Here is a 22,810-nt window from a genome sequence, read left to right on the forward strand (position 1 = left end):
GAGGGTGGACCATAGCCAAAACCGATGGAGGTTACGGCTCGTCCATTTCTCCTGCACGAGCAGCACACTTTTTCATGTCTAGCGAGAATTCAATCGGTTTGCGTGCGCGGGTTCTACCGAACGAAAATCCATCGCCTTTTTCAGTCAACAACCTGTACTCCCTCAGGGTCGCAATTTGATCAGCCTCATTCAACTTTCTAAAAGCCAAACAACTTATTTTCGATGGCGGCGACAAATTTCGCAGGCTATTCTTCGCCAACAATGGACTCTCATAGAGCCCCTCCTCCTCAATAACCGTAAAACTTCCGACCACCTTATCGGGACGAGACAATCGCTGCTTTGCCGATGCATCGCGGATGACCATTGAATCGCCCAATGTCAATTTTGCAATTTCCGCAATCTGTTCTTCGCGCAGCAAAAGAAACACCTTTATTCGATCATGATAGTCCGCAATTGCGCGGGGATCATATATAACGACAGCATTACCATAGGAATCAAAAGCCGCAGCCACCAAAAAATCGTTTGTCGCAAAAGGAATCCAATTTGTACTATGAGCGACCCGTGGAACCAGTTGTGCCTCTGCAAAATCCAAAAGGCCGAACAACATTGCAAGAGCAACACCAAAATAGCGTACCATGGCTAATCTCCATTACAATTTTGGAATTTAAGCTTCTTCTCCGCTGCTGCCGCTTCTGTCTGCGCAGTTACCATCACGCGCTCAATATTTTTGATGTCGAGCTCGAGCCTTCGAAGTTCAGCGCCATCTGAAGAATCCAAAATTTTTTTGTTCTTCTTTTCAAATAGCTGGTCTAGTTGCCGCGTGAGCCTTTGGATATCTTGCTCGGCTTGTTTCGCGCGAAAACTCTCCTGTTGTGCAATAAGACTGGTGGTCGCAAAACACTTGAATTCGCTCAATTGTTGGCGGGTTGCAAAATAGCCGCCGATCCAGGCGATGGCTCCGCCGATCACAACTACGGCGCCAATGAGTTCTTTTAGCTGAAAAACTGAAGTCAAGAATCCTCCTGATGGGGCAGCAGGCTCCAGCTTATGCGCTTGCAAATCTTTCTGGGTGGCCATTTTTATCCCGTCTTCTTAATGAACAGACATGAAGGACTCAGTATTACAGTCAGCTGTAGATTACGCTTACCTGCTGTGATTGACATACACAACATGTATGACGAGCGGCAATGTCTAGGGAGCGCCTCCACGCCCGCCATTAGCACGCGGCGCAGAAACTTGGTTGCTAGTCTAGAAATATGGCGATTCCGGGCTCTCGAATTCGGCTCGGAAAAATAGCCGATTCAATCTATTGAAGCCGGCGATCGCGACAGATCGACTCGACCGCAACTGCTGGCGACGTTGGTCGACGAGGTCCTTCAGGACTTGATGCGCCGCGGTAGAGCTCCGCCTGCGCGAACAAGCGCGCTGGCCAGCTTCAAGTTCTCATCGGCCTTGCGCAGCTCACGAACCTCACGCTCAAGCCGCTTCACGCGTCGGGCCTCCGTGGTCGTCGTCACGCCTTCACGAACCCCGGCACCGACCCCCGTGCGCTTGACCCATTCATTGAATGAACGTCTGTGGCACGCAGCCAATGTTGGGCGCGATGAACTGAATAGCAGCCCACGGCGTACTCCCCTCGCTGCTCCTGCACCATCCTCACGGCTCGCTCGCGGATCTCGAGCGAGAACTGTGCGACTTGCTCATGGCTCAATCCTTTCCGGGTCGTGGTCCTCATCAAAACCCAGTGCGGCTGAGACGTCGCCCACGACGGTACCCAGGCGCTCGCCAGCGGCGCCGGAGTGTGCCAACAAGCGGCGTAGAGGTCGCTCGGCATGCGGGCCTCCAAGAATTTCTCGTAAATGCCAGAGCACGACTCTCCCGCCTACTCCGGTTTCAGTGACGCCACCAAACCGGACTGCGCCAACTGTTCCGCCGCCCGCTCCATCTCTGCCCTCGTCACGGACCGAACGATCACCAGATTGGGCTCGAAGAACACACGGCCGTTCTCAAGCTCACTTTCGATCTCCTGGCCGAGGCGTGTCGAGTCGTAGAAGTTCAGACGATATTGCTTCTCGGCGACGGTTATCAGCGCCTCTGAGAACCATCCCTTCGCCGCCACTTCCCATTCGTAGTCCGCAAAGTCGGACGGCAAGGTCAACGAATGACTCGACATGCCCACTTTTTTCTACCTCACGCAAACGAGGCTGCTGCAATGGTCTCGTCCATTCCTTGGACGCGGGCGTTGGCAGAAGAGTTGTTGGAGTTTCTCCCCCGCATCACCCGCCTCAGACCACTGCGCCGATGGCGTTGGCCGTGGCCTCGACGTTGCGGGTGTTCAAACCCGCAACGCACATGCGGCCCGAGCGCAGGATGTAGACACCGAACTCCTCACGCAGCCGGTCCACCTGGGCCGCTGTAAGCCCCGTGTAGCTGAACATGCCGCGCTGGGTCAGGAAATAGTCGAAGTTTCGGCCCGGCACCTTGGCCGACAACACTTCGAACAGTGCATTGCGCATGGCGAGGATGCGTTCCCGCATCGCCTCCACTTCACCTTCCCACAGGGTGCGCAGGCGTGGGTCCGACAGCACCTTGGCCACCACCTGGCCACCATGATGCGGCGGGTTGGAATAGTTGCGGCGGATGGTGGACTTGAGCTGGCCCAGCACATTGCCGGCCTGCGCCGCGTCGGGGCACACCACCGACAGCGCGCCGCAACGCTCGCCATACAGGCTCATGTTCTTGGAGAAACTGTTGGCCACCAGGAAGCTCAGGCCGGCACCGGCCAGGGCGCGCACCGCGAAGGCATCTGCCTCCAACCCATCGCCATAGCCTTGATAGGCCAGGTCCAGGAAGGCGATCAGGTCACGTTGCTGCAGCACCGGAATGAGGGCGTCCCACTGCAGCGGCGTGAGGTCCACACCGGTGGGGTTGTGGCAGCAGGCGTGCAGCAGCACGATGCTGCGGGCGGGCGCCTCGGACAGCGCCTGCAGCATGTCGTCAAAACGCAGGCCACCCGTGGCCGCGTCGTAGTAGGGATAGGTGCGGCATTCGATGCCGGAGCCCTCGAACACGGCGCGGTGGTTGTCCCAGGTGGGGTCGGAGAGGTAGATGGCGCTGTCGGGGAAATAGCGCTTGAGGAAGTCCGCGCCCACCTTCAGGCCGCCGGACGAGCCCACGCCCTGGATGGTGGCCACCCGCTGGTCCCGCAGGACGTCACTGTCCGGGCCGAACAGCAGCTTGCCCACCTCGGTGCGGAAGTTCGCTGCCCCTTCCATGGGCAGGTAGGGACGGGCCCCGCCCTGCTCCACCACCGCCAGTTCGGCTTGGCGAACGGAATCCAGCATCGGGATGCGGCCGTCGTCATCGAAGTAGATGCCGATGGACAGGTTGATCTTGGCCGTGCGGGGATCCTTCTGGAATGCCTCGTTGAGGCTGAGGATGGGATCGCCGGGGTAGGCGTCGACGTGCTGGAACATGCTGAACTCCACGGTGCGGACAAAAGGCGTTGCCCATTATCCCCAGGTCCGCGCCTTCCTCCGCGAGCACCGACAATCCCGCGCACCGGCGCACAAGCGCCATCGGGGAGCCTCGGCTCCCTCCCAGAATCAGGAGACCTATGTTCGACCAGACAGCATTCAATGAGCGCGGCGCCACCTGCCTGCCCGGCCACCTTGGCATCGAGATCCTGACGGTTCGCAGCGGGGCGGTGAGCGCCCGGCTGCCCGTGCGCGAGGCCGTGATGGCCCCCAACGGCTACCTGCATGCCGGCACCGTGGTGACGCTGGCCGATACCTGCTGCGGTTATGGCTGCGTGGCCAGCCTGCCCGAGGGCGCCCAGAGCTTCACGACGGTGGAGCTGAAGTCCAACCACCTGGGCACCGCCCGGGACGGCGTGATCGAGTGCACCGCCACCGCCGTTCACATGGGCCGCACCACCCAGGTCTGGGACGCGGTGGTCACGCACAACGGCAAGACCATCGCGCTGTTCCGCTGCACGCAGATGCTGCTGTATCCGAAGGGCTGATCCCGGCCCACGACTTCCGCGGTCAGGGCTTGGCGCCCAGCGCCATCAACGCCCGCGCCACCAGCACCAGCTTGGGCGCGATGCTGTCGAGCTGAACGAATTCGGCCTGGTTGCTGTGAGCGCCAAAGCCGCGCACCCCCAGGCCTTCCACCACCGGCGCCCGCGTGGCTGCGGCCGCGAAGGCAGCGTCCGTGCCACCACCCGTCGGCACATCCCGGACCACCAGCGCCAGGCCTTGTTCGGCGGCCAGCGTGGTCAGGGTGGCTCCCAGCGCACGTGAGGCCGGGGTGGCATGCAGGGGCGGCCGGCGGCGTTCGAAGCTCAGCGAGACCTCGGACTCCGGCAGCAGCCGGTTCTGGATGCGCTTGCGCAGTTCAGCCTCGATGAGGTCGAAGTCCTCCACCCGCTCCACCCGCACATCAGCCGACGCTTCGGCCGTAGGCGGGATCATGTTGCGCACCACGCCAGACCTCGACACCGTCCAATGCACCTGCCGGCCGACCTTGGGGTCGGACAGGTCCCGTGCCTGCAGCACCTGGTGGGAGAGCTCATACAGCGCATTCACGCCACGCTCGGGGGCCGCGCCCGCATGCGAGGCCCGCCCCTTCACCGACAAGGTGGCGGCACCAATGCCACTGGTGGCCAGGCGCAGGATGTCCGGGCCCTCGGGCCCACCACCGCCCTCAAAGGACAGGACGGCGTCATGTTCGCCCCCCAGTTGCGTGATGCGATGGCGCGAGGCGGGGGAACTGATCTCCTCGTCGCCGTTGATTAACACGGTGATCTCGCCGCAGTCCTTCCAGCCCGTGGCTTTGAGCATCGCCAGCACGTGCAGGATCGTGGCCACGCCCTGCTTGTCGTCGGCGATGCCCAGCCCATAGGCCCGTTGGCCTTCAATGCGGAAAGGCTGCTGGGCCAGCATGCCGCGCGGGTAGACGGTGTCCATGTGCGCGATCAGCAGCACCTTGCCCCGCCCCTGGCAGCCCTTGAACCGGGCCAAGACCATGGGGCCGACCTTCTCCGGTGTGTCGAACATGCGGTAGAGGTCGGCGCCGGGTTCGAGCAGGGTCACCTCACCGCCCAGGTCCTTCAGCCGCTGGGACACCACCGCGGCAATGCGGTCCAGGCCCTGACGGTCCGAGCTGCCGGATTCGATCTCCACCAACTGCTGCAGCGTCTTGAGCAGCGCCGGTTGTTCCTGGGCGGCCAAGGCCTGCAGGGCGGGCAAGGGCACGGCGGCAGCAGGGGTCTGCGCATGCGCACTGATGGCAGACAGGGCCAGCAACAGGCTGGGAAGCACACCAGGAAGCAGGCGAGCGAAGCGGGAGGTCAGCGGCTTCATCGAGAGGGCCCAGGAGTGGAAAACACCGATCCTACGGGACCTCTGCATCACTCCCGCGAGCCGAGGTGGCCCTGATTCGGGATGGGGCGCACGGCGCAGACCACAGCCATAGCGGGCGCTATGGCGAGGATTTGCAACGCGGCGGAAAGCCTGAAGCGGGGTCACAGCGGCCGCGAGGAGTCATTCAGAGGTTCATTAGGGGACACCGACGCTGACGGCGCTGCCAAACAGCCGTTGAAAGTGTTTCAGGCATGGCGGACTGTTCCGGTGGCGACCGGCCCTCTAGGATGCAAGCTCATCAACCGTCCCCCGGTCGGGCTGCTCGGCAGCGCCGGCCCGCTGCTTCATGAATGCCACTGCGCCCCTCCAGACTGCCACGGCCCGCACTGCAGCCACGCCGCCGCTCAGTTTCATCGCCGTATTGAAAGCCCAACCTGCGGCGCGGATAGCCATGTCCTCAGCCCTTCAGGCCCTGGTGATGCCAACCCGCCAGGAGCCGGGCTGCCTGGACTATCAGCTGTTCGAGCTGACGGACGAACCGGGCACCTTCTACATGCGCGAGTCCTTCACCGACGAACTGGCCATGGAAGCGCATCGGGCCACGCCCCATTTCCAGGCTTTTGCGGCGCAGATGGACGGCTGGCTGGCCGAACCCATGCGCCTCGTGCGGCTGACGGCCATCAACTGAAGTGGATGGCCTGCCACCTGTACAGCGTCAGGCGCCAGGCAAGGTGGGCTGCCAGCACTTGTTTCTACCTATGGCGACGGCAGGGGCGATGGCCCACACAGCGCCAGGGTCACTACGTTAGGGGTGGCAGCCTGTTGCGGCATGCGGCAAGCTTGATTTCACGGCAGGCGGCACCGAGTCCCCGGACGCGGTTGCTGGCCTGATGAGCAGCCCCTCAAGCCTCGTGCGTTCCACCATGCGCCTCACGCTTGCCCATCCGCTCACGCCCACGACCACCACCGCGCTGATTGCCGCGCTGGCGATAGCTGCGTTCGTCATTCTGGCGGCGTGGACATCGCCCGCACTGGCTTAAGGCCAGCGCAGGTCAAGGCGGGGCCCTCAACGACCTATTGCGCCAGCGCGCGTTCAATATCGCCGCGCAGGGATGCCGGTGAGTCGTTGGGCGCGAAGCGTTTGATCACCTGCCCGTCCCGACCGACCAGGAACTTGGTGAAGTTCCACTTGATCACCTGGGTGCCCAGGATGCCGGGCTTTTCGCCCTTGAGCCATTGCCACAAGGGGTGGGCCTCGGCGCCGTTGACCCTGATCTTGCCCATCATCGGGAAGCTCACGCCGTAATTCAGCTGGCAGAAGGAAGCGATTTCCTCGTTGTTGCCAGGGTCCTGGCCACCAAATTCATTGCTTGGAAAACCAACGATGACAAGCCCGCGCGCCTGGAATTCCCGCCAGAGTTCCTCCAGGCCCTTGAACTGGGGCGTGAAGCCACATTCACTGGCGGTATTCACCACCAGCAGGACCCGGCCACGGTACTGGGACAGCGGTACCTGCTCACCGGTGATGCTGACCGCGTCAAAGTCGAAGGCTGTCTGGCTCATGTTGGATGCTTCCCCTCGGGTTGGTGGGTGGATCGTAGCGCGCAGCGACGCTCACCGTCTGGACACACACGGACGGCACTCGCCCATCACTTCGGCTGATCACGACTGATCACGGCTCACCACGGCTGATCACCGCTTGGCACGCCCGACCTGGCTGCCCCAGGCCGACGGCGGCGCCCACCGCGCGAGCCCGCCCGCGCCCTCAGCTCGGCCGCCGCTCCCAGGCCGCCAGCATGGCGGCCGACAAGATGGCCAGGCCGCCCAGAGCCGTGCGCAGGTCCAGCGACCCGCCGCCCAGCCACAGCGCCGACAGGGCGGCCACCGGCACCTCGGTCAGCATCACCACTGCCGTGACGTTGGCCGGCAGCCGGGTGGCGCCATATTGCAGGGACATGTTGGAGGCGAAGAACAGCAGCGCCATGCCTGCCAGCGGCAGGCACCAAAGCGCGGAAGGCAGCCCCGGCCAGCCCACCAGGCCGCGCCCGGCCATGACGGTGGCCGCCACGCCGGCCACGATCACACCGCCGCTGAACATGGCCAGCGCCCGTGCACCAGGGCTGCTGGCCGCCTGGCGGCGCAGCATCACGTTGTTGAAGGCGAAGGTGAGGCCGCCCAACAGGCCCAGCCCGTCGGCCAGGCTGTTGGGCAGCGGCCAGCCGCCACCCGTTGGCGCCAGCACGACCCACGCACCGCCCAGGGCCAGTGCGATGCGCACGCCCGCCAGCAGGGTCAGCGGCTCCTTGAGCACCACCCGCGCCAGCAGCACGGCCCACAGCGGCATGAGATAGAAGAGCAGGACGACCCGCACCACATCGCCGGTGGCCACCCCCCAGTTGAAGGCGGTATTGGTGGTGCCCGCGGCCAGCAGCACCAGCCACAGGCCGGGCGATCGCAGCAGTTCGGCCACGGCACCGCGCTGCGTCACCAGCACCACCACCCAGGAGAGGGCATACATGATGACCGTGGTCCACAGGGGGTGCAGCCCAACGGCCTCGAACTGGCGGAATGGCCACCAGGAGAGCCCCCAGACCAGGGCGTTGAACATGAGGGCGAGGACCGGCATGGGCAACGCGAGGGCGCGGGCTGGCGAGGGGGACGGGGCGGAGGTGACGGACAAGATGGCGCCCGCTGGTGCGGGATTGAGCGGGTGAGTGAGCGGGTGATCCGGTGCGGTTGGGGCGGTTGGGGCGGATCAGGCGGATGATCGAGCGGATGACCGGAACGAGCGATTGAAGCGAAATGAGTGTCAGCGGGGACATCCGCTGGGCCGGTGCACTGGAAAAGCTGCGGGGTGGAAGCGTTCAACACCCCCTCATCCGGGCGTTTGCCAGACACCTGGGAGTCGCTTTTTAGCGGGATAAGGCCATCAGGGGCTTGGATCCTGCGCGAAGCCGGCCAACAATGCCCAGGGTTTATAGCATGGCGCAAGCCCTGACCCTGACCTACAACCGGGGCGCCTCGCGCCTGTCATCCGGGTGGCCTACGCTTGGGTGAACGGCGTTGACGCTGCTGACACCGAACCGACCGACTCGAGACATTGGGAGACCTCCTCTTGGACCACCTGGCCTGTTTTGCCCCGGAAGACCTCCGCTCCTCGCAGGCCCCCGACCTGCAAGGCTTCCACTGGCGTTTGTTGGCACAAGGGGATTCCTGGTTCTCCACGGCCGAGGCCAAACTGAGCGCCCACGCCAACCTGCTGCAGGAACTGGTGCTCTCCAAGCCGACCGCGGCCGTCAACTGCGCCGGCCAGCGCGAAAGCCTGGCCCGGCTGGTGGAGCTGGCCTCCGTGCCGGACTTTGTGCAGCTGCTCACCGGCCCGGACGCCCCCACCTGGGACGGCATCCTGCTGTCCGTGGGCGGCAACGACCTGATCAAGGCCGCCCAGACGCCCAGCCAGATCGACGGCGAGGACATCCCCCTCGAACTGCGGCTGCTGCGCCGCCAGACCGAATGGGGCCCGCCCTCGGCCGGCGTGGGCCGATATTTCTCGGAACCCGGCTGGGCGACCTATGCCGCCTACCTGAAGGCCAACCTGCAGCACCTGCTGTCCCTGCGGGACCAGGGGCCCTCGGCCGGCAAGCCGGTGTTCATCCACTGCTATGCGGTGCCCGTGCCCCGGCCCGCAGGCGCCGAAGACGCCGGCCACGGCCCCTGGCTGTACCCGGCGCTCAAGGCCTATTCCATCCCGGCGGCGGACTGGGCGGCGGTCAGCCGCCTGATGGTCATGCACCTGGCGCTGCTGCTGAAGACGCTGATGGCAGACAAGGTGGCCTTCCCCGGCCTGTTTGTCTTCGACTCGACCGCCGTGCCCCTGGCCCCGGCGGCGGCGGGCGCCAGCGGCATCAGCGGCGACTGGCACAACGAAATCCACCTGAATCACAGCGGCTGCTTCAAGATCGGCCGCGCCTGGTCCGAACACATCGAACAGGTGCTCACCACCGGCGGGCTGGTGCAGAACACACCCAGCGGCAAGGGCCGGGAAAAGCGGCGCTAGGCACCCCCTGATGAAAAAAACCCGCCATCTGGCGGGTTTTTTCTTGAACGCTGCGGGCTTTGGTGGCCCGGCTGCTCAGTGCTTGTCGCTGCGCGCAATCGCCAGCAAGCGTTCCATTTCCTCGGTGTGTTCGCGCATGTTGTGGCGGTGCCAGCGGCCAACCATCCACATGATGGAAGCAATGGTCAGGCCGAAGACGGTGATGGAGCCGAAGGCCGAGGTGCCGAAGCGGGTCAGGATGGTGTAGAGCGCGCCCAGGCCCAGGATGCAGGCCTGTTCGTTGAAGTTCTGCACGGCGATGGAGCGGCCGGCGCCCATCAGGTTGTGGCCACGGTGCTGCAGCAGCGCATTCATGGGCACCACCAGGTAGCCCCCCACCCCGCCCAGCAGGATCAGGAAGGGCACGGCCAGCCACAGCCGGTCGATGAAGTTCAGCACCAGCATCAGCAGGCCCATGGCGATGCCCAGCGGGATGACGTTGGTGGCCTTGTCCAGCCGAATCGTCATGGACGCCACCACGGCCCCCACCGCCGTGCCCGCCGCCACCACACCCGCCAGCAGGGACGCCTGCGTCGTGCCATAACCCAGCGCCGCACCGGCCCAGGCAAAGACGATGTAGCGCATATTGCCCGACACCCCCCAGAACAGCGTGGTCATGCCCAGGGAGATCTGGCCCAGCTTGTCTTGCCACAGGCGGGAGTTGCAGGCGGCGAATTCACGCACCAGCGCCGCTGCGCCATGCGCCACCGGCTGCAGCGGGGCTTCCGTGCGCGGAATCCGCAGGTTGAACAGTGCGGCGATGCCGTAGAGGATCACCATGAAGGCGATAGCGGCCTGCGGCGCGGTATCGATGCCGGTGTCGATGAGCGGGAAATCGAAGGCCAGCAGCACAGAGGCGGTGCGCGCGTCGATGAGGATGCCGCCCACGCCCACCCCGAGGATAATGGAGGTGATGGTCAGGCCTTCGATCCAGCCGTTGGCCTTCACCAACTGCGAGGGCGGCAGCAGTTCGGTCAGGATGCCGTACTTGGCCGGCGAGTAGGCGGCAGCCCCCAGGCCGACGATGGCGTAGGCCACCAGCGGATGCACCCCCACCAACATGCTTAGACAGCCCACCACCTTGATGGTGTTGGACACGAACATGACCTTGCCTTTGGGAACTGCATCGGCAAAAGCGCCCACAAATGGCGCCAGAACGACGTAGAAGAGCGCAAACATGGGCACCAGCGCGGCACGTTGCCACTCGGCCGACCCATTGGTGCGCAGCATCTCGACGGCAGCCACGAACAACGCGTTATCAGCCAGCGAGCTGAAAAACTGCGCTGACATGATGGTGTAGAAACCTTTTTTCATGGACCCGGCTATCTGGAACTGCGGCTTGCGTCGACTGGCGGCGGAGAACTTGCGGCGGAGATCACGCTGGTCCACACAGGTCATCACAGCGCTGCGGCGGGTTTATAGCATGCGCTTGTTTTCGTAACTGTCCTGCGCAGGTCCAAGTCTGTGTGTTAATTGCAGCCGTTCCGTCCGTGTAAGGTACGGGTGAGGGCTGGGCCACCCCCAGGCGGCGGATGGCTTGCGGGCACAATGCAGGTCATGCCGCGCCCTATAGAAGCTATCATCCATCAGCCCGCGTTGGCCCATAACCTGCAGCGGGCCCGCGACTGCACCCCCGATGCCCAGGTCTTCGCCGTCGTCAAAGCCAATGCCTACGGCCACGGCATCGAACGTGTGTTCGAGGCCTTCCGGGCCGCCGACGGGTTCGCGCTGCTGGACCTGGACGAAGCCCAGCGCCTGCGCGATCTGGGTTGGCGCGGCCCCATCCTGCTGCTGGAAGGCTGTTTCGAGGCCCGCGACCTGGAGCTCTGCTCCCGCCTGCGCCTGTGGCATGCGGTTCATTGCGAGCAACAGATCGACTGGCTGGCCATGCACAAGACGCATGAACCGCACCGGGTCTTCCTCAAGCTCAACAGCGGCATGAACCGTCTGGGGTTCACCCCCAGCGCTTTCCGGGGCGCCTGGACGCGGCTCAATGCCCTGCCCCAGGTGGACGAAATCTCCCTGATGACGCACTTCTCGGACGCCGATGGCCCTCGGGGCATCGACCGGGCCCTGGCCGTCTTCGAGGAAGCCGCGGCGGACCTGCCTGGCGAGCGTTCATTGAGCAACAGTGCCGCCGTGTTGCGCCACAGCAGCCGGCCGGGCGTGCGGGCCGACTGGGTGCGCGCCGGCATCATGAGCTACGGGAGCGCGCCGGACTTCCCGGAGCACGACATTGCCCACTGGGACCTGCGCCCCACCATGACCCTGCGGTCCAAAGTCCTGGCGGTTCAGGCCCTGCAGCCCGGCGACAGCGTAGGGTATGGCAGCACCTTCGTGACCGAACGCCCGATGCGTATCGGCATCGTGGCCTGCGGTTACGCCGACGGCTACCCGCGCCACGCCTGCCACGGCACCCCGGTGCTGGTAGGCGGGCGACGCACCGCCACCATCGGCCGTGTCTCCATGGACTTGCTGGCCGTGGACCTGACCGACCTGCCCCAGGAGGGCGCGGGCAGCGAAGTGACCCTCTGGGGCCAGGGGCCTCAAGGCAGCGTGCTGGCCATCGACGAAGTGGCGCGCGCCGCCGGCACCATCGGCTACGAGCTGATGTGCGCCGTGGCCCGCCGGGTGCCGGTGCACCTGGACCCGCTGGTCTGAGCCGGCGCGGCGACCTCCATGCATCTGGCCTGGACACCGGCGGACTGGGAGGTGGAGATCTCCGCCATCCGCGCCAGCGGCCCGGGCGGCCAGAACGTCAACAAGGTCTCCAGCGCGGTGCACCTGCGTTTTGACATCCACCGCTCCAGCCTGCCGGCGGTGATCAAGGAACGGCTGCTGGCCCTGTCGGACCAGCGCATCACCGCCGAGGGCGTGGTGGTCATCAAGGCCCAGGAATCCCGCAGCCAGGAGCAGAACCGGGCCGATGCCCTGGCGCGGCTGGTGGCCCTGGTGCAAGGCGTGGCCCACACGCCCAAGGCGCGCCGGGCGACCCGGCCGACCTACGGCTCACAGCAACGCCGGCTGGCGGGCAAGGCGCAGCGGGGCGAGGTGAAATCCGGCCGCGGCAAAGTTCGTTTGGATTGACATGTTCAAGGCGTTCCGGATTTTTGTGTTGCTGGTCATCCTCGCCGTTGTCGGCGGCACGGCGCTGATGCAACGCTGGCAAGCGCAGTCCTGGCGCCGTACGCAGGTGATCACCGTCTACCCGATCAATGTGGACGGCAACCCGGCCACGGACGCCTATCTCGACCAACTCGACCAGCTCGAACAACGGGGCGACAGCGCGTTTGCCGACATCGCCCCCTATTTCCAGGCAGAGGCCCGCCGCTACGGGCTGGCGCTGAGCCAGCCGGTGCAGGTGGTGCTGGGCCGGCGCGTGCGGGAACTGCCGCCGCCGGTGCCGCGCGAAGCCGGCATGCTCTCCGCCATGGGCTGGAGCCTCAAGATGCGCTGGTGGGCCTGGCGCAAGACCCCGCCCAGCTCACCCGTGCCGGACGTTCGCCTCTATCTGCTCTACCACCCGGGGGATTTCAACGGCCCGCTGCCGCATTCCACCGGCATGGAAAAGGGCCGCATGGGGCTGGTCCACCTGTTTGCCAGCCGCGCCCAGCAGGGGCCGAACCAGGTGGTGATCGCCCATGAGGCGCTCCACACCTTCGGCGCTACCGACAAATACGACCCCGGCACGCTGATGCCCACCTTCCCGGAGGGTTATGCCGCGCCGGACCAGCAGCCCACCCTGCCGCAGGACCAGGCGGAGCTGATGGCCGGCCGGATCCCGGTGCGCCCGGGCGAGGCGCGCATTCCGGCCCATCTGGGGCAGACGGTCATCGGCCGCAGGACGGCGGAAGAGATCAACTGGATCAAGCGTTAGGAAGCGTGCCGCGTCAGCGCTGCCGCGTCGCGGCGTAGATGCTGCCCAGGCACAGCGCCATGCCCGCCACTGACAGCACGGTGGGGTGCCAGCCTTCCAGCAGCGCGGACAGCACCAGCGCAATCACCGGAATCACCACGCCGGTCAGTGCGGCCCGGGCGGTGCCCTGGCGCTGCGCCAGCTTGAAATACAGCACAAACGCCACGACCGAGCCAAACACTGCCAGGTACAGCAGCGAGGCGATGTAGGACGGCTGCCACGAGAACTGAAGGCCCTCGCCAGCGACCAGCGACATCGTGATCAGGAACACCGCGCCATACCCCATGCTCCAGGCCAGCACTGGCACCAGCGGCAGGCCACGGCGGGTCAGCGTCAGGGTGAGCACATTGCCGATGCAGGCGGCCAGCACGGCCCCCAGCCCCATCAGCAGGCCATAGGTGGCGGAAGGGCGGGCGCCGGTGGAGGCAATCTCCGGCCAGAAGATCATCACCACGCCCAGCACGCCGCCCACGGCCGCCGCCAGGAATCGCGCCGAGACCCGCTGCGCAAAGAACACCCGGCCGGACAGGGCATTGCCGAACACCATCAGGCAGAACAGCACCGCCACCAGGCCCGACGGGATGTGGCGTTCGGCCTCATACACCGAGTAGTAATTGCCGCTGTATTGGACGATGCCCGTGGCCAGCATCAGGCCATGGGCCGACCAGGGCAGCCGCAGCGACAGGCCCTGCCAGCGTGACACCCCCGCCAGGATCAGCGCGGCAATGCCAAAACGCCAGCCCACGGAATTCAGCACCGGCACGCCGGAGGCCAATTGGTAGAGGATGACGTGCCAGGTGCTGGCCCAGATCAGGGTGGGGCCCCAGAACAACCAACGGTCGGACAACTTGGACATCACAGTGGCGCAGCACCCTCAACGGGACTGCGCATGAAGCGTGGGACGCCCCCAGGCGCGCCGGGGGCGAGAAATGAGGGCGGCCGCTCAAGCGAAATGAGACGGAAGAGGCAGCCGTTGGGGCTCGGCAGGCCAGTCCTGCCGGCGGGTGTGACCTGTGGGCCCGGCCGGTGGCAGCAGCGCCGAGGGGTGTGTCAGCTCCGCTTGATGGTGGCGAGCAAGGCACCCGCCGCCACAAAGAGCGAGCCGAACACCCGGTTCAGCGCCTTCAGGTGGGATTCGGAGCGCAGTGCCGACAGCACCCGCGAGGCCAGCGCCGTGTAGCCGGCCATCACCACCGCATCCGTGAACGACAGCGTGGCGGCAATGACGGTGTACTGGGGCCCCAGGTGCTGGTTCAGGTCGAGGAACTGCGGCACCACGGCCAGCAGGAACACGGTGCCCTTGGGGTTGACGGCGTTGATGCCCCAGCCGCGGATGATCAGCTGTCGTCGGGTAACGGGTTTGTCTTCACTGCGTTGCGCCACCAGTGGCTTGCCGGGGGAGCGCCACTGCTGGATGCCCAGGAAGACCAGGTAGGCCACGCCGGCCCACTTGACCAGGGCGAAGGCCTGCTCGGAGGTGGCGATCAGTGCGCCCAGGCCGGCCCCCACCAGCACGATCTGGGTCAGGATGCCCAGGATCAGCCCGATGGTGGTGAAGTAACCGCGCTTGAAGCCGTAATTCAGTCCGGAGCTCATGGCCGCAATGGCGCCCGCGCCTGGGGACAGGCTGATGGCCCACGAGGCTGCAAAAAACCCCAGCCAGACTGACAACTCCATGATTCGCTCCTAAACGAACCGGGTTTGTAGCACGCCACCCCCCATCCGGCCGAAGGTAAGGCTTCACGAATGTGGCCGCCAGCCTGCTGACGGACCGTGACTGTTGCGGCAGCGACAATCCAGGCCTATGGCTTCTCCCAAAACGCACTACGTCTGTTCTGAATGCGGCGCCACCAGCGCCAAATGGCTCGGCCGCTGCCCCTCGTGCAGCGCCTGGAACACCCTGGTCGAGACCGTGGCGGAGAGCGCCGGCAGCGGCAAGAACCGTTACCAGTCGCTGGCGCGGAGCCAGCCGGTGGCGACGCTGTCGGAGATCGAAGCCAAGGATTTTGACCGGACCCCCACCTCGCTGGAGGAACTGGACCGGGTGCTGGGCGGCGGCATCGTCAACGGCGGCGTGGTGCTGATCGGCGGGGACCCCGGCATCGGCAAGTCCACCCTGCTGCTGCAGGCGGTGGAAGCGCTGTCCAAGCGGATGAAGGTCTTGTATGTGACCGGTGAGGAGTCTGGCGCCCAGGTGGCCATGCGCGCCCGGCGGCTGGGGCTGGATGGCAGCCAGGTGCGGGTGCTGGCCGAAATCGGTCTGGAAAAGATCCTGGCCACCATTGAGACCGAGGCGCCCGACTTCTGCGTCATCGACTCCATCCAGACCATGTATTCCGAACAGTTGTCCTCCGCGCCCGGGTCGGTGGCCCAGGTGCGCGAATGCGCCGCCCAGCTCACCCGTACCGCCAAGTCCACCGGCTGCGCCATGGTGCTGGTGGGCCACGTCACCAAGGAAGGTGCGCTGGCCGGCCCGCGTGTGCTGGAACACATCGTGGACACGGTGCTGTACTTCGAGGGCGACACCCACAGTAGCTACCGCCTGGTGCGCGCCATCAAGAACCGCTTCGGAGCGGTGAACGAGATCGGCGTCTTCGCCATGACGGAGAAGGGGCTCAAGGGTGTCACCAACCCCAGCGCCATCTTCCTCTCCACTCACGGCGAGCCGGTGCCCGGCTCCTGCGTGCTGGTCACGCTGGAAGGCACCCGCCCGCTGCTGGTGGAACTCCAGGCCCTGGTGGACAGCGGCGGCCCCAGCCCGCGCCGGCTTTCCGTCGGACTGGACCGGGACCGGCTGGCCATGCTGCTGGCGGTCCTGCACCGGCACGCCGGGGTGGCCACCATGGACCAGGACGTGTTTGTAAACGCCGTGGGCGGGGTGCGCATTTCCGAGCCGGCGGCCGACCTGGCCGTGCTGCTCTCCATCCAGAGTTCCCTGCGGGGCAAGCCCTTGCCCAAGGGCTTCTTCGCCTTTGGGGAAGTGGGCCTGGCGGGGGAGGTTCGGCCGGCACCGCGCGGCCAGGAGCGCCTGAAGGAAGCCGCCAAGCTGGGCTTTTCCGTGGCGGTGGTACCGCAGGCCAACGCGCCCAAGAAGCCCATCCCCGGCCTGACCGTGCATGCGGTGGCCCGGATCGAGGACGCCATCGAGATCCTCCGCGGCATGTGAAACTCCTGGTTTTTCCCGGCAGCCACCCCGCCGATTCCATTTTTTGACAGGCCAAGTCCCCCGCCATGCGCCCAGACTTTCCCTTCCAGCCGCGCATTCAGCGCCCCGCCAGCCAGCCCGATGCCGCAGCCGCCGCCGGGAGCCGCGCATGAACCGCTGGTTCGGCATTGCCCTGGCCGTGGCGGCGATGGCCGTCGGCATCCAGCTGTTCGGCTGGAAAGGCGCCATCCTGGCGCTCTCGGTCATCGTGTTCTGGTTGCTGTTGCAGTTCAGCCAACTCATGCGCATCATGCGCACCGCCAATGAAGCGCCGCTGGGCCACGTCAGCAGCGCCTTGATGCTGCAATCCCGGCTGCAAGCCGGCATGACCCTGGTGCAGCTGATCAAGCTCTGCCGCTCCCTGGGGGTGAAGGTGGCGCCGGAAACCTATCGCTGGGCCGACACCGGGGGCGACGCCGTGGAGGTGGTGATGGCGCGTGGCAAGGTGGTGAGCTGGACCCTGTTCCGGGCTGAAACCCCTGGCGAGGCCACGAACCCGGCCTCTGCCAGTGGCGAAGCCGCCACGGGCGAAGACCACCCATCCGCCACGCCAAGGCAGTCATCCCGGGACGGGGTTGCATAAAATCCGGCTCTTTGACGCACAAGGAATTCCCATGTCTTTGGACGACCGCGACGGCAAGATCTGGATGGACGGCGAGCTGGTGGACTGGCGCGACGCAAAGATCCATGTGCTGACCCACACCCTGCACTATGGCTGCGGCGCCTTTGAAGGCGTGCGGGCCTACCAGACGGACCGCGGCACCGCCATCTTCCGCCTGCGCGAACACACCGAGCGGCTGTTCAACAGCGCCAAGATCCTGCGCATGAAGCTGCCCTTCACCATCGAGCAGGTGGAAGAGGCCCAGAAGCAGGTCGTGCGTGAAAACCAGCTGGCCAGTTGCTACCTGCGTCCGCTGACCTGGATCGGTAGCGAAAAGCTGGGCGTCAGCCCCAAGGGCAACAAGATCCACCTGATGGTGGCGGCCTGGGCCTGGGGGGCCTACCTGGGCGAAGAAGGCCTGAAGCGCGGCATTCGCGTCAAGACCAGCAGCTACACCCGCCACCACGTCAACATCACCATGACGCAGGCCAAGACGGTGAGCAACTACACCAACTCCATCCTGGCCAACATGGAAGCCACGGACGACGGCTACGACGAGGCGCTGCTGCTGGACGCCTCCGGCTTCGTCTCCGAAGGCGCGGGCGAGAACCTGTTTGTGGTCAAGAACGGCGTGGTCTACACGCCGGACCTGTCGGCCGGTGCCCTCAACGGCATCACTCGCAACACCATCTTCCACATCTGCCAGGACCTGGGCCTGCAGTTGGTGGAAAAGCGCATCACGCGGGACGAGGTCTACATCGCCGATGAGGCCTTCTTCACCGGCACCGCCGCCGAAGTGACGCCCATCCGCGAACTGGACCGCCTGGAGATCGGCATCGGCAGCCGTGGCCCGATCACCGAGAAGATCCAGACCGCCTTCTTTGATATCGTCAACGGTCGCAACCCCAAGTACGCACACTGGCTGTCCTTGGTCTGAGCCAGGTGCGGCCCCTTCGCGGGGGCTGATGACCTGCCCTCGGCACCGATGCCAGCCCCCGTCGCCCTGCCACAAGCATGGGCGGCGCCAGCCTCGAGAACAACATCATGAGCCAAACGAAATCCGTCGTCGAAGTCACCGCCCAGGACCTGCAAGGCCCCGGCGTGGTGTTCTGCCCTAACCCGAAGATGCCGCTGTGGAGCAACCATCCGCGCGTCTTCATCGACCTGAGCCATGAGGGCCAGGGGCAGTGTGCTTACTGCGGCACGGTCTATCGGCTCAAGGCGGGTGAAGTGCTGCCGGCCGGCCACTGAGCACGGGCAGGCACGATCGTGCGCAAGGCCCAGCCCGCCCTGTTGCTGGCGACCCCGGAAGACACCGAGGCCCAGTTCTACGAAGCCCTGCAGACCGGCGACCTGGAACGGTTGATGGCCATCTGGGGTGACGAGGACGAAGTGGCCTGTGTGCACCCCGGGGGCCCGCGCGTGGTGGGCTTGTCCGCCATCCGCGCCAGCTTTGAAGCCATCTTTGCGCGCGGGTTCATTCCCGTGCACCCCGAGTGCCAGCGCCGTTTGGTGGTGGGGGACACCGCCATCCACCATGTGCTGGAGCGGGTGGAAATCACCAGCGAGGCAGGCACGGAAAGTGCCTGGGTGGTGGCGACCAATGTCTACCTCAAAACCGCCCTCGGCTGGCGCCTGGTGTCGCACCATGCCAGCCCGGGCACCACGCAGGACGTGAAGCAGGAACCGTCGATCGTCTCCTCGGGATCGCCCACGACACTGCATTGAAAGGCGCCATGCACGCCATGCAGTACCAAGCACCGCCCTGGTTGCCGGGCGGCCATGCGCAGACGATCTGGCCTGTGCTGTTCGCGAAGCGTTTCGTGGGTCCGGCCCCGCAGTTCAAGCGGGAACGCTGGACCACGCCAGACGGCGACTTCGTGGATGTGGAACGGCTGGTGGAGACCGGCAGCCGGCTGGGCGTGGCGGCCGCCAATGACGCGCAGGGCTCCGGCACCCCCGCCCCTCAAGTGGCCGCATCGGCCGCCTCGGCCGCTGCGGCGGAGATCGGCTCCGAGCGCCCCCTGCTGGTGCTCTTCCACGGGCTGGAAGGCGGGCTGGACAGCCAGTACATCCAGGCCTTTGCCGCCGTTGCGGCGGAGCGTGGGTGGGCCTTTGCCATGCCCTATTTCCGGGGCTGCTCCGGTGAACTGAATCTGGCGCCCCGCGCCTACCACTCGGGCGATTTCGAGGAAATCGGCTGGATGCTGAGCCAATTGAGGGCGGCCCACCGCGGCCCCATGATCGCGGCCGGTGTCTCGCTGGGCGGCAACGCGCTGCTGCGCTGGGCGCAGGAAGCTGGCGAGGAGGCCGCCAAGACGGTGAAGGCTGTCTGTTCCGTGTGCTCCCCGCTGGATCTGACGGCGGCGGGCCATGCCATCGGCAAGGGCTTCAACTACCTGGTCTACACCCGCATGTTCCTGAACACCATGCGGCCCAAGGCCCTGCGCAAGCTGAAGCAACATCCGGGGTTGTTTGACGGCGAGCGGTTGCGGCGCGCCCGCAACCTCTATGAGTTCGACAACATCTTCACCGCCCCGCTGCATGGGTTCCGGGATGTGGACGACTACTGGTTGCGCGCCTCGGCCAAGCCGCACCTGGCCCGCATCCGCGTGCCGGCGCTGGTGCTGAACGCGCGCAACGACCCCTTTGTTCCCGCCCACAGCCTGCCGGAACAAAGCCATGTGGGCGCCTTTGTCACGCTGTGGCAACCGCATGAGGGTGGCCACGTCGGCTTCCCTGCCGGCCGCCCGCCCGGCCACGTGCTGGCCATGCCTGACAAGGTGTGCCAGTGGCTCGCCCGGGCGCTCTGACGCCCTCACCCACCCATCAGGCGCCCTATGGACCCCATCGTCGAAGCGGCATTGAAGAAGTGGCCCAACGTGCCGCACTGCTATGGCTGGCTGGCGTTGGATGCGCGCGGTGATTGGTACATGCGCGATGAGCGCATCCAGGCGGCGGGGCCCTTTCCAGTGGTGAAGGGCAGCCGCATCGTCCACGACAAGCTGATCGGCTTCATCCAGCGCAACTATGCGTCAGACGCCCACGGCGCCTGGTTCTTCCAGAACGGGCCGCAGCGGGTGTATTTGGAGCTGGAAGCGGCGCCGTGGATCTGGCGGCTGCAGCCGGATGGCCGGGTGTTGAGCCACACCGGGGAGTTGGCCCAGATCCAATCCGGCTGGCTGGATGAACATGACCGCCTGTTCCTGGTGGCGGACATCGGCCTTGGGCTGGTGCACACGCAGGATATGGGCCCGGCGGCGGATGCCATCGAGGCCGGGCGCTGGACGGTGGAGCAGACCACCCACCAGGCTTTGCTGGCGCGCTGCGGTGTGCAACTGGAACCTGCGCCAGCGGATCCGCCCATCCAATAGCGACCCCTGGACGGAACACCCTGGACGGAAAAAAGGCCGATCCGTGAGGATCAGCCTGCGGATCAACAACCCGTTATTGCGAGGCCGCCGAGGCAGCGCCTGAGGCGCCGTCAGCGGCGGCACTTGCGGCCGCAGGCGCCTTGGGCTCGTCAAACTTGGCGCCGCCATGGTTGGCCATGTAGACCACTGCGCGGGCGATTTCGAAGTCGCTGGCGTCACCGCCACCTTGCGGCGGCATGGCGTTCTTGCCCTTGAGTGCGGAGTGCAGCAGCGCTTCGAAGCCGGTCTTGAGGCGGGGGCCCCAGGCGTCTGCATCGCCGAACTTTGGCGCACCGAGCGTGCCGGTGGCGTGGCAGGCGGCGCACTGGGCCTTGAAAATGTCTTCACCGGACCGGGAGGCGGCGGGGTTGCTCAGGTCTTTGAGCTCGATCGCGCCGACGGGCTGGATGCGCGCAGCAACCGCTTCGGCGTCGGTGACATCGCTGCCGGCAGCGGGCTTGACCTCACTGGAGACATAGTTCGCGGCCAGGATCAGGACCACGATGGGGATCAGGAAAGCAAAGAACACCGCGACGATCAGCTGCTTGGGCGTCTTGATCGGCCCTTCGTGCGCGTCGTGCGCTTGCGCGGCGGAATGCGTTGCCGGGGCGTGATCCTGGGTTTCGCTCATGGAGTCCTCGTTGTGCTCGTTGCTGTTGACTTATAGCGAGTGGAGCTGGCGGCCGGGGTATACCGGACCGTGTGCCCGGTGAAAAGCACCGAGCGCAAAACCGGACAAAGTATAGCCAGCACCCCCCTTTGGCACCCTGGGGCTTTCGTCAAGAACAAGCGCTGTTGATTGGCGTACATGCGACGGGGGTGCGAGGATCCGGGTCTTGCCCTCGCCGCCCTTCAGGCGGGTTCCGAGTCGGTTCAGTGGGGGGCCTCCGTGAGGGTTGGTGCAGGGTGCCGCCAAGCGATGCAACGTTGTTTTGGCGAAATCGCGGGGGCGGCTCGGAACAAGGCTAGAATGCGGGTCGCCGCGACCGTGGTGAAGTGGATATCATTGGGCCCTCCGAAGGCCTAGTCGCAAGTTCGATTCTTGCCGGTCGCACCAGAATTGTTGGCGGGTTCAAGCGCTAAATTTGGTCGCTTCGTGTGGCCGCGAAGGCACCCGGCGCGCTGAGCCTGGATCGCGCGCAGTCGACGCCCCGTGCCGGCTCTTCGCGCAACTGCGGCTTTTGCCAGTGGGCATTACCGCACCGCGAGGAACGCCTCGACCCCCCCCCTGTGTCCGAACCCGCGCCTCTCTGCTGCGGAATTCGCGCAATCAGACCGCGGCTACCAACGCCGCCGGCAGCGCCTCCCTCATCGCGTCCAAGAAGTGCCGCATACGCGCGGGCATGTGGCGGCTGCGCGGATAGACGAGATGAATCGGCAGCGGTGCGGCCTGCCATTGCGGCGCCAGCTGCACCAGCCGACCGGCGGCGATGTCCGGGCGCATCACCCACTCCGACCCCACGCAGGCACCCACGCCACGCAGCGCCGCACCGTGGAGCGCAAACAGGTTGTCCGTGCTGAAGCGCACGCGCAGCGGCACGCGGCGGGTCTCGCCCGTGTGGGCATGAGTGAGCAGCAGTTCGTCGCGATAGAAGGTGCTTTGCGCGATCCATGGCAGCGCAGCCAGTTCATCCGCCTGCTGCGGCACCGGCGCGCCACGCAGCAGGTCCGGCGCCACCACGGCGATTCGCGGCACGTCGGCCACGCGCAGGGCAATCAGTGAGGGATCCGTGACCTCGCCGGCGTGGATGGCGCAATCGATGTTGTCCGCGATGAAGTCGGGCGTGCGGTCATGCAGCAGCCAGTCGATGCTGACCCGCGGGTGATTCGACAGAAAGCCGGCCACAGCATCGATCAGCACCGACTGCCCGAACGCGTGCGGTGCGACCACGCGCAGCGTCCCTCGGGGCGCATCACGTTGGCCGCGCAGTTCTGACTCGAACGCGTCCCAGTCGGCCAGCAGCTCCTGCGCCAATGCGTGGCAGCGCTCGCCGTCCTCCGTGAGGGACAGGCCGCGCGATGAGCGCTGCAGCAGGTTCACGCCCAGTTCGCGCTCCAGCGCCTGCAGCCGCCGGCTAATGGTCGGTGGCGTCGAGCCAAGTTGGCTCGCGGCAGCGGACAGGCTGCCCGCCTGGACGATGCGGACGAAGGTGTGCAGCAGCGCGATCCGGTCGACAGTGCCCGCGGCCGGAAGGAGGTCTCGGTCTTGCATA

26 protein-coding genes, 1 tRNA gene and 1 pseudogene are annotated in these 22,810 nt (G+C 65.7%); 15 read left to right on the forward strand and 13 right to left on the reverse strand.

Annotation, left to right across the window (positions count from 1 at the left end):
- Positions 1-31 precede the first annotated feature (31 nt).
- The 5 genes and pseudogenes from BMY53_RS25410 to BMY53_RS08185 all read right to left on the reverse strand — a co-directional run bounded on the left by BMY53_RS25410 (position 32) and on the right by BMY53_RS08185 (position 3,476).
- On the reverse strand, positions 32-637 hold the full coding sequence (locus BMY53_RS25410; protein ID WP_143073995.1) for a hypothetical protein: 606 nt from the start codon (positions 635-637) through the stop codon (positions 32-34).
- A gap of 2 nt (positions 638-639) precedes the next feature.
- Positions 640-1,077 carry a hypothetical protein gene (locus BMY53_RS08170; RefSeq protein ID WP_092945443.1) on the reverse strand — a complete coding sequence of 146 codons (438 nt, stop codon included), beginning with the start codon at positions 1,075-1,077 and terminating at the stop codon, positions 640-642.
- 247 nt (positions 1,078-1,324) lie between these two features.
- A pseudogene (locus BMY53_RS26330) lies at positions 1,325-1,735 on the reverse strand (IS3 family transposase); the annotation flags it as partial.
- Between the two features lie 147 nt (positions 1,736-1,882).
- Positions 1,883-2,173, reverse strand: coding sequence for a hypothetical protein (locus BMY53_RS08180; RefSeq protein WP_092945447.1), 291 nt, complete (start codon positions 2,171-2,173; stop codon positions 1,883-1,885).
- A gap of 112 nt (positions 2,174-2,285) precedes the next feature.
- Positions 2,286-3,476 carry an amino acid aminotransferase gene (locus BMY53_RS08185; RefSeq protein WP_092945449.1) on the reverse strand — a complete coding sequence of 397 codons (1,191 nt, stop codon included), beginning with the start codon at positions 3,474-3,476 and terminating at the stop codon, positions 2,286-2,288.
- A 140-nt stretch (positions 3,477-3,616) separates the two neighbouring features.
- Between BMY53_RS08185 and BMY53_RS08190 the strand changes: the two genes are divergently transcribed.
- Positions 3,617-4,024, forward strand: coding sequence for a PaaI family thioesterase (locus tag BMY53_RS08190; RefSeq protein WP_092945451.1), 408 nt, complete (start codon positions 3,617-3,619; stop codon positions 4,022-4,024).
- A 22-nt stretch (positions 4,025-4,046) separates the two neighbouring features.
- On the opposite strand, the gene BMY53_RS08195 is transcribed toward BMY53_RS08190, so the two are convergent.
- Entirely contained in the window at positions 4,047-5,366 is a 1,320-nt protein-coding gene (locus BMY53_RS08195; protein ID WP_092945453.1) for a glutamate carboxypeptidase, read from the reverse strand.
- 421 nt (positions 5,367-5,787) lie between these two features.
- On the opposite strand from BMY53_RS08195, the gene BMY53_RS08200 reads away from it, so the two are divergent.
- Both BMY53_RS08200 and BMY53_RS25890 read left to right on the forward strand, forming a co-directional pair.
- Positions 5,788-6,054: a putative quinol monooxygenase gene (locus BMY53_RS08200; RefSeq protein WP_255370110.1), complete on the forward strand. Its 267-nt coding sequence runs from the start codon at positions 5,788-5,790 to the stop codon at positions 6,052-6,054.
- A 202-nt stretch (positions 6,055-6,256) separates the two neighbouring features.
- Positions 6,257-6,406, forward strand: coding sequence for a hypothetical protein (locus BMY53_RS25890; RefSeq protein WP_177200788.1), 150 nt, complete (start codon positions 6,257-6,259; stop codon positions 6,404-6,406).
- 34 nt (positions 6,407-6,440) lie between these two features.
- Here BMY53_RS25890 and BMY53_RS08205 read toward each other — a convergent pair whose 3' ends face one another.
- Both BMY53_RS08205 and BMY53_RS08210 read right to left on the reverse strand, forming a co-directional pair.
- Positions 6,441-6,929 carry a glutathione peroxidase gene (locus tag BMY53_RS08205; protein ID WP_092945457.1) on the reverse strand — a complete coding sequence of 163 codons (489 nt, stop codon included), beginning with the start codon at positions 6,927-6,929 and terminating at the stop codon, positions 6,441-6,443.
- Between the two features lie 202 nt (positions 6,930-7,131).
- Positions 7,132-7,992: a DMT family transporter gene (locus BMY53_RS08210; protein ID WP_092945459.1), complete on the reverse strand. Its 861-nt coding sequence runs from the start codon at positions 7,990-7,992 to the stop codon at positions 7,132-7,134.
- Positions 7,993-8,481: 489 nt separating this feature from the next.
- Here BMY53_RS08210 and BMY53_RS08215 point away from each other — a divergent pair, with 489 nt between their 5' ends.
- Positions 8,482-9,423 carry a hypothetical protein gene (locus BMY53_RS08215; RefSeq protein ID WP_092945461.1) on the forward strand — a complete coding sequence of 314 codons (942 nt, stop codon included), beginning with the start codon at positions 8,482-8,484 and terminating at the stop codon, positions 9,421-9,423.
- Between the two features lie 75 nt (positions 9,424-9,498).
- Here BMY53_RS08215 and lplT read toward each other — a convergent pair whose 3' ends face one another.
- Entirely contained in the window at positions 9,499-10,776 is a 1,278-nt protein-coding gene (gene lplT / locus BMY53_RS08220; protein ID WP_092945917.1) for a lysophospholipid transporter LplT, read from the reverse strand.
- 243 nt (positions 10,777-11,019) lie between these two features.
- On the opposite strand from lplT, the gene alr reads away from it, so the two are divergent.
- Genes alr through BMY53_RS08235 form a run of 3 tightly spaced genes read left to right on the forward strand, consistent with a single transcriptional unit; the run spans position 11,020 to position 13,339 of the window.
- Positions 11,020-12,123 (forward strand): alanine racemase, encoded by a 1,104-nt coding sequence (alr, locus tag BMY53_RS08225; protein WP_092945919.1) that lies wholly within the window; start codon positions 11,020-11,022, stop codon positions 12,121-12,123.
- An 18-nt stretch (positions 12,124-12,141) separates the two neighbouring features.
- A complete protein-coding gene (gene arfB / locus BMY53_RS08230; protein ID WP_092945463.1) occupies positions 12,142-12,549 on the forward strand; it encodes an alternative ribosome rescue aminoacyl-tRNA hydrolase ArfB in 408 nt (135 codons plus the stop codon).
- Between the two features lies 1 nt (position 12,550).
- Complete coding sequence (locus BMY53_RS08235) at positions 12,551-13,339, forward strand: hypothetical protein (RefSeq protein WP_092945465.1); 789 nt, start codon at positions 12,551-12,553, stop codon at positions 13,337-13,339.
- 13 nt (positions 13,340-13,352) lie between these two features.
- Here the strand turns inward: BMY53_RS08235 and BMY53_RS08240 are convergent, their stop codons facing one another.
- Positions 13,353-14,234 (reverse strand): DMT family transporter, encoded by an 882-nt coding sequence (locus BMY53_RS08240; protein ID WP_092945467.1) that lies wholly within the window; start codon positions 14,232-14,234, stop codon positions 13,353-13,355.
- Positions 14,235-14,428: 194 nt separating this feature from the next.
- Positions 14,429-15,055, reverse strand: coding sequence for a LysE family transporter (locus tag BMY53_RS08245; protein WP_092945469.1), 627 nt, complete (start codon positions 15,053-15,055; stop codon positions 14,429-14,431).
- Between the two features lie 127 nt (positions 15,056-15,182).
- Here BMY53_RS08245 and radA point away from each other — a divergent pair, with 127 nt between their 5' ends.
- From radA to BMY53_RS08280, 7 genes are all read left to right on the forward strand, one after another.
- On the forward strand, positions 15,183-16,544 hold the full coding sequence (radA, locus tag BMY53_RS08250) for a DNA repair protein RadA (RefSeq protein WP_092945471.1): 1,362 nt from the start codon (positions 15,183-15,185) through the stop codon (positions 16,542-16,544).
- Positions 16,545-16,692: 148 nt separating this feature from the next.
- Complete coding sequence (locus BMY53_RS08255) at positions 16,693-17,166, forward strand: hypothetical protein (RefSeq protein ID WP_092945473.1); 474 nt, start codon at positions 16,693-16,695, stop codon at positions 17,164-17,166.
- 31 nt (positions 17,167-17,197) lie between these two features.
- A complete protein-coding gene (locus tag BMY53_RS08260) occupies positions 17,198-18,121 on the forward strand; it encodes a branched-chain amino acid transaminase (protein WP_092945476.1) in 924 nt (307 codons plus the stop codon).
- A 107-nt stretch (positions 18,122-18,228) separates the two neighbouring features.
- Entirely contained in the window at positions 18,229-18,435 is a 207-nt protein-coding gene (locus BMY53_RS08265; RefSeq protein WP_092945921.1) for a zinc-finger domain-containing protein, read from the forward strand.
- 18 nt (positions 18,436-18,453) lie between these two features.
- Complete coding sequence (locus tag BMY53_RS08270) at positions 18,454-18,912, forward strand: YybH family protein (RefSeq protein WP_310732106.1); 459 nt, start codon at positions 18,454-18,456, stop codon at positions 18,910-18,912.
- Positions 18,913-18,929: 17 nt separating this feature from the next.
- Positions 18,930-19,997 (forward strand): YheT family hydrolase, encoded by a 1,068-nt coding sequence (locus BMY53_RS08275; protein WP_092945924.1) that lies wholly within the window; start codon positions 18,930-18,932, stop codon positions 19,995-19,997.
- A 27-nt stretch (positions 19,998-20,024) separates the two neighbouring features.
- On the forward strand, positions 20,025-20,558 hold the full coding sequence (locus BMY53_RS08280) for a DUF2946 family protein (protein WP_092945478.1): 534 nt from the start codon (positions 20,025-20,027) through the stop codon (positions 20,556-20,558).
- Between the two features lie 73 nt (positions 20,559-20,631).
- Here the strand turns inward: BMY53_RS08280 and BMY53_RS08285 are convergent, their stop codons facing one another.
- Positions 20,632-21,228, reverse strand: a complete 597-nt coding sequence (locus tag BMY53_RS08285; protein WP_092945480.1) for a c-type cytochrome — start codon at positions 21,226-21,228, stop codon at positions 20,632-20,634.
- 351 nt (positions 21,229-21,579) lie between these two features.
- Between BMY53_RS08285 and BMY53_RS08290 the strand changes: the two genes are divergently transcribed.
- A tRNA-Arg gene (locus tag BMY53_RS08290) sits at positions 21,580-21,654 on the forward strand.
- A 213-nt stretch (positions 21,655-21,867) separates the two neighbouring features.
- On the opposite strand, the gene BMY53_RS08295 is transcribed toward BMY53_RS08290, so the two are convergent.
- On the reverse strand, positions 21,868-22,809 hold the full coding sequence (locus BMY53_RS08295; protein WP_092945482.1) for a LysR family transcriptional regulator: 942 nt from the start codon (positions 22,807-22,809) through the stop codon (positions 21,868-21,870).
- Position 22,810: the final 1 nt, after the last annotated feature.

This window comes from Roseateles sp. YR242 (genome assembly GCF_900109745.1).
Taxonomy (GTDB): Bacteria; Pseudomonadota; Gammaproteobacteria; order Burkholderiales; family Burkholderiaceae_C; genus Roseateles.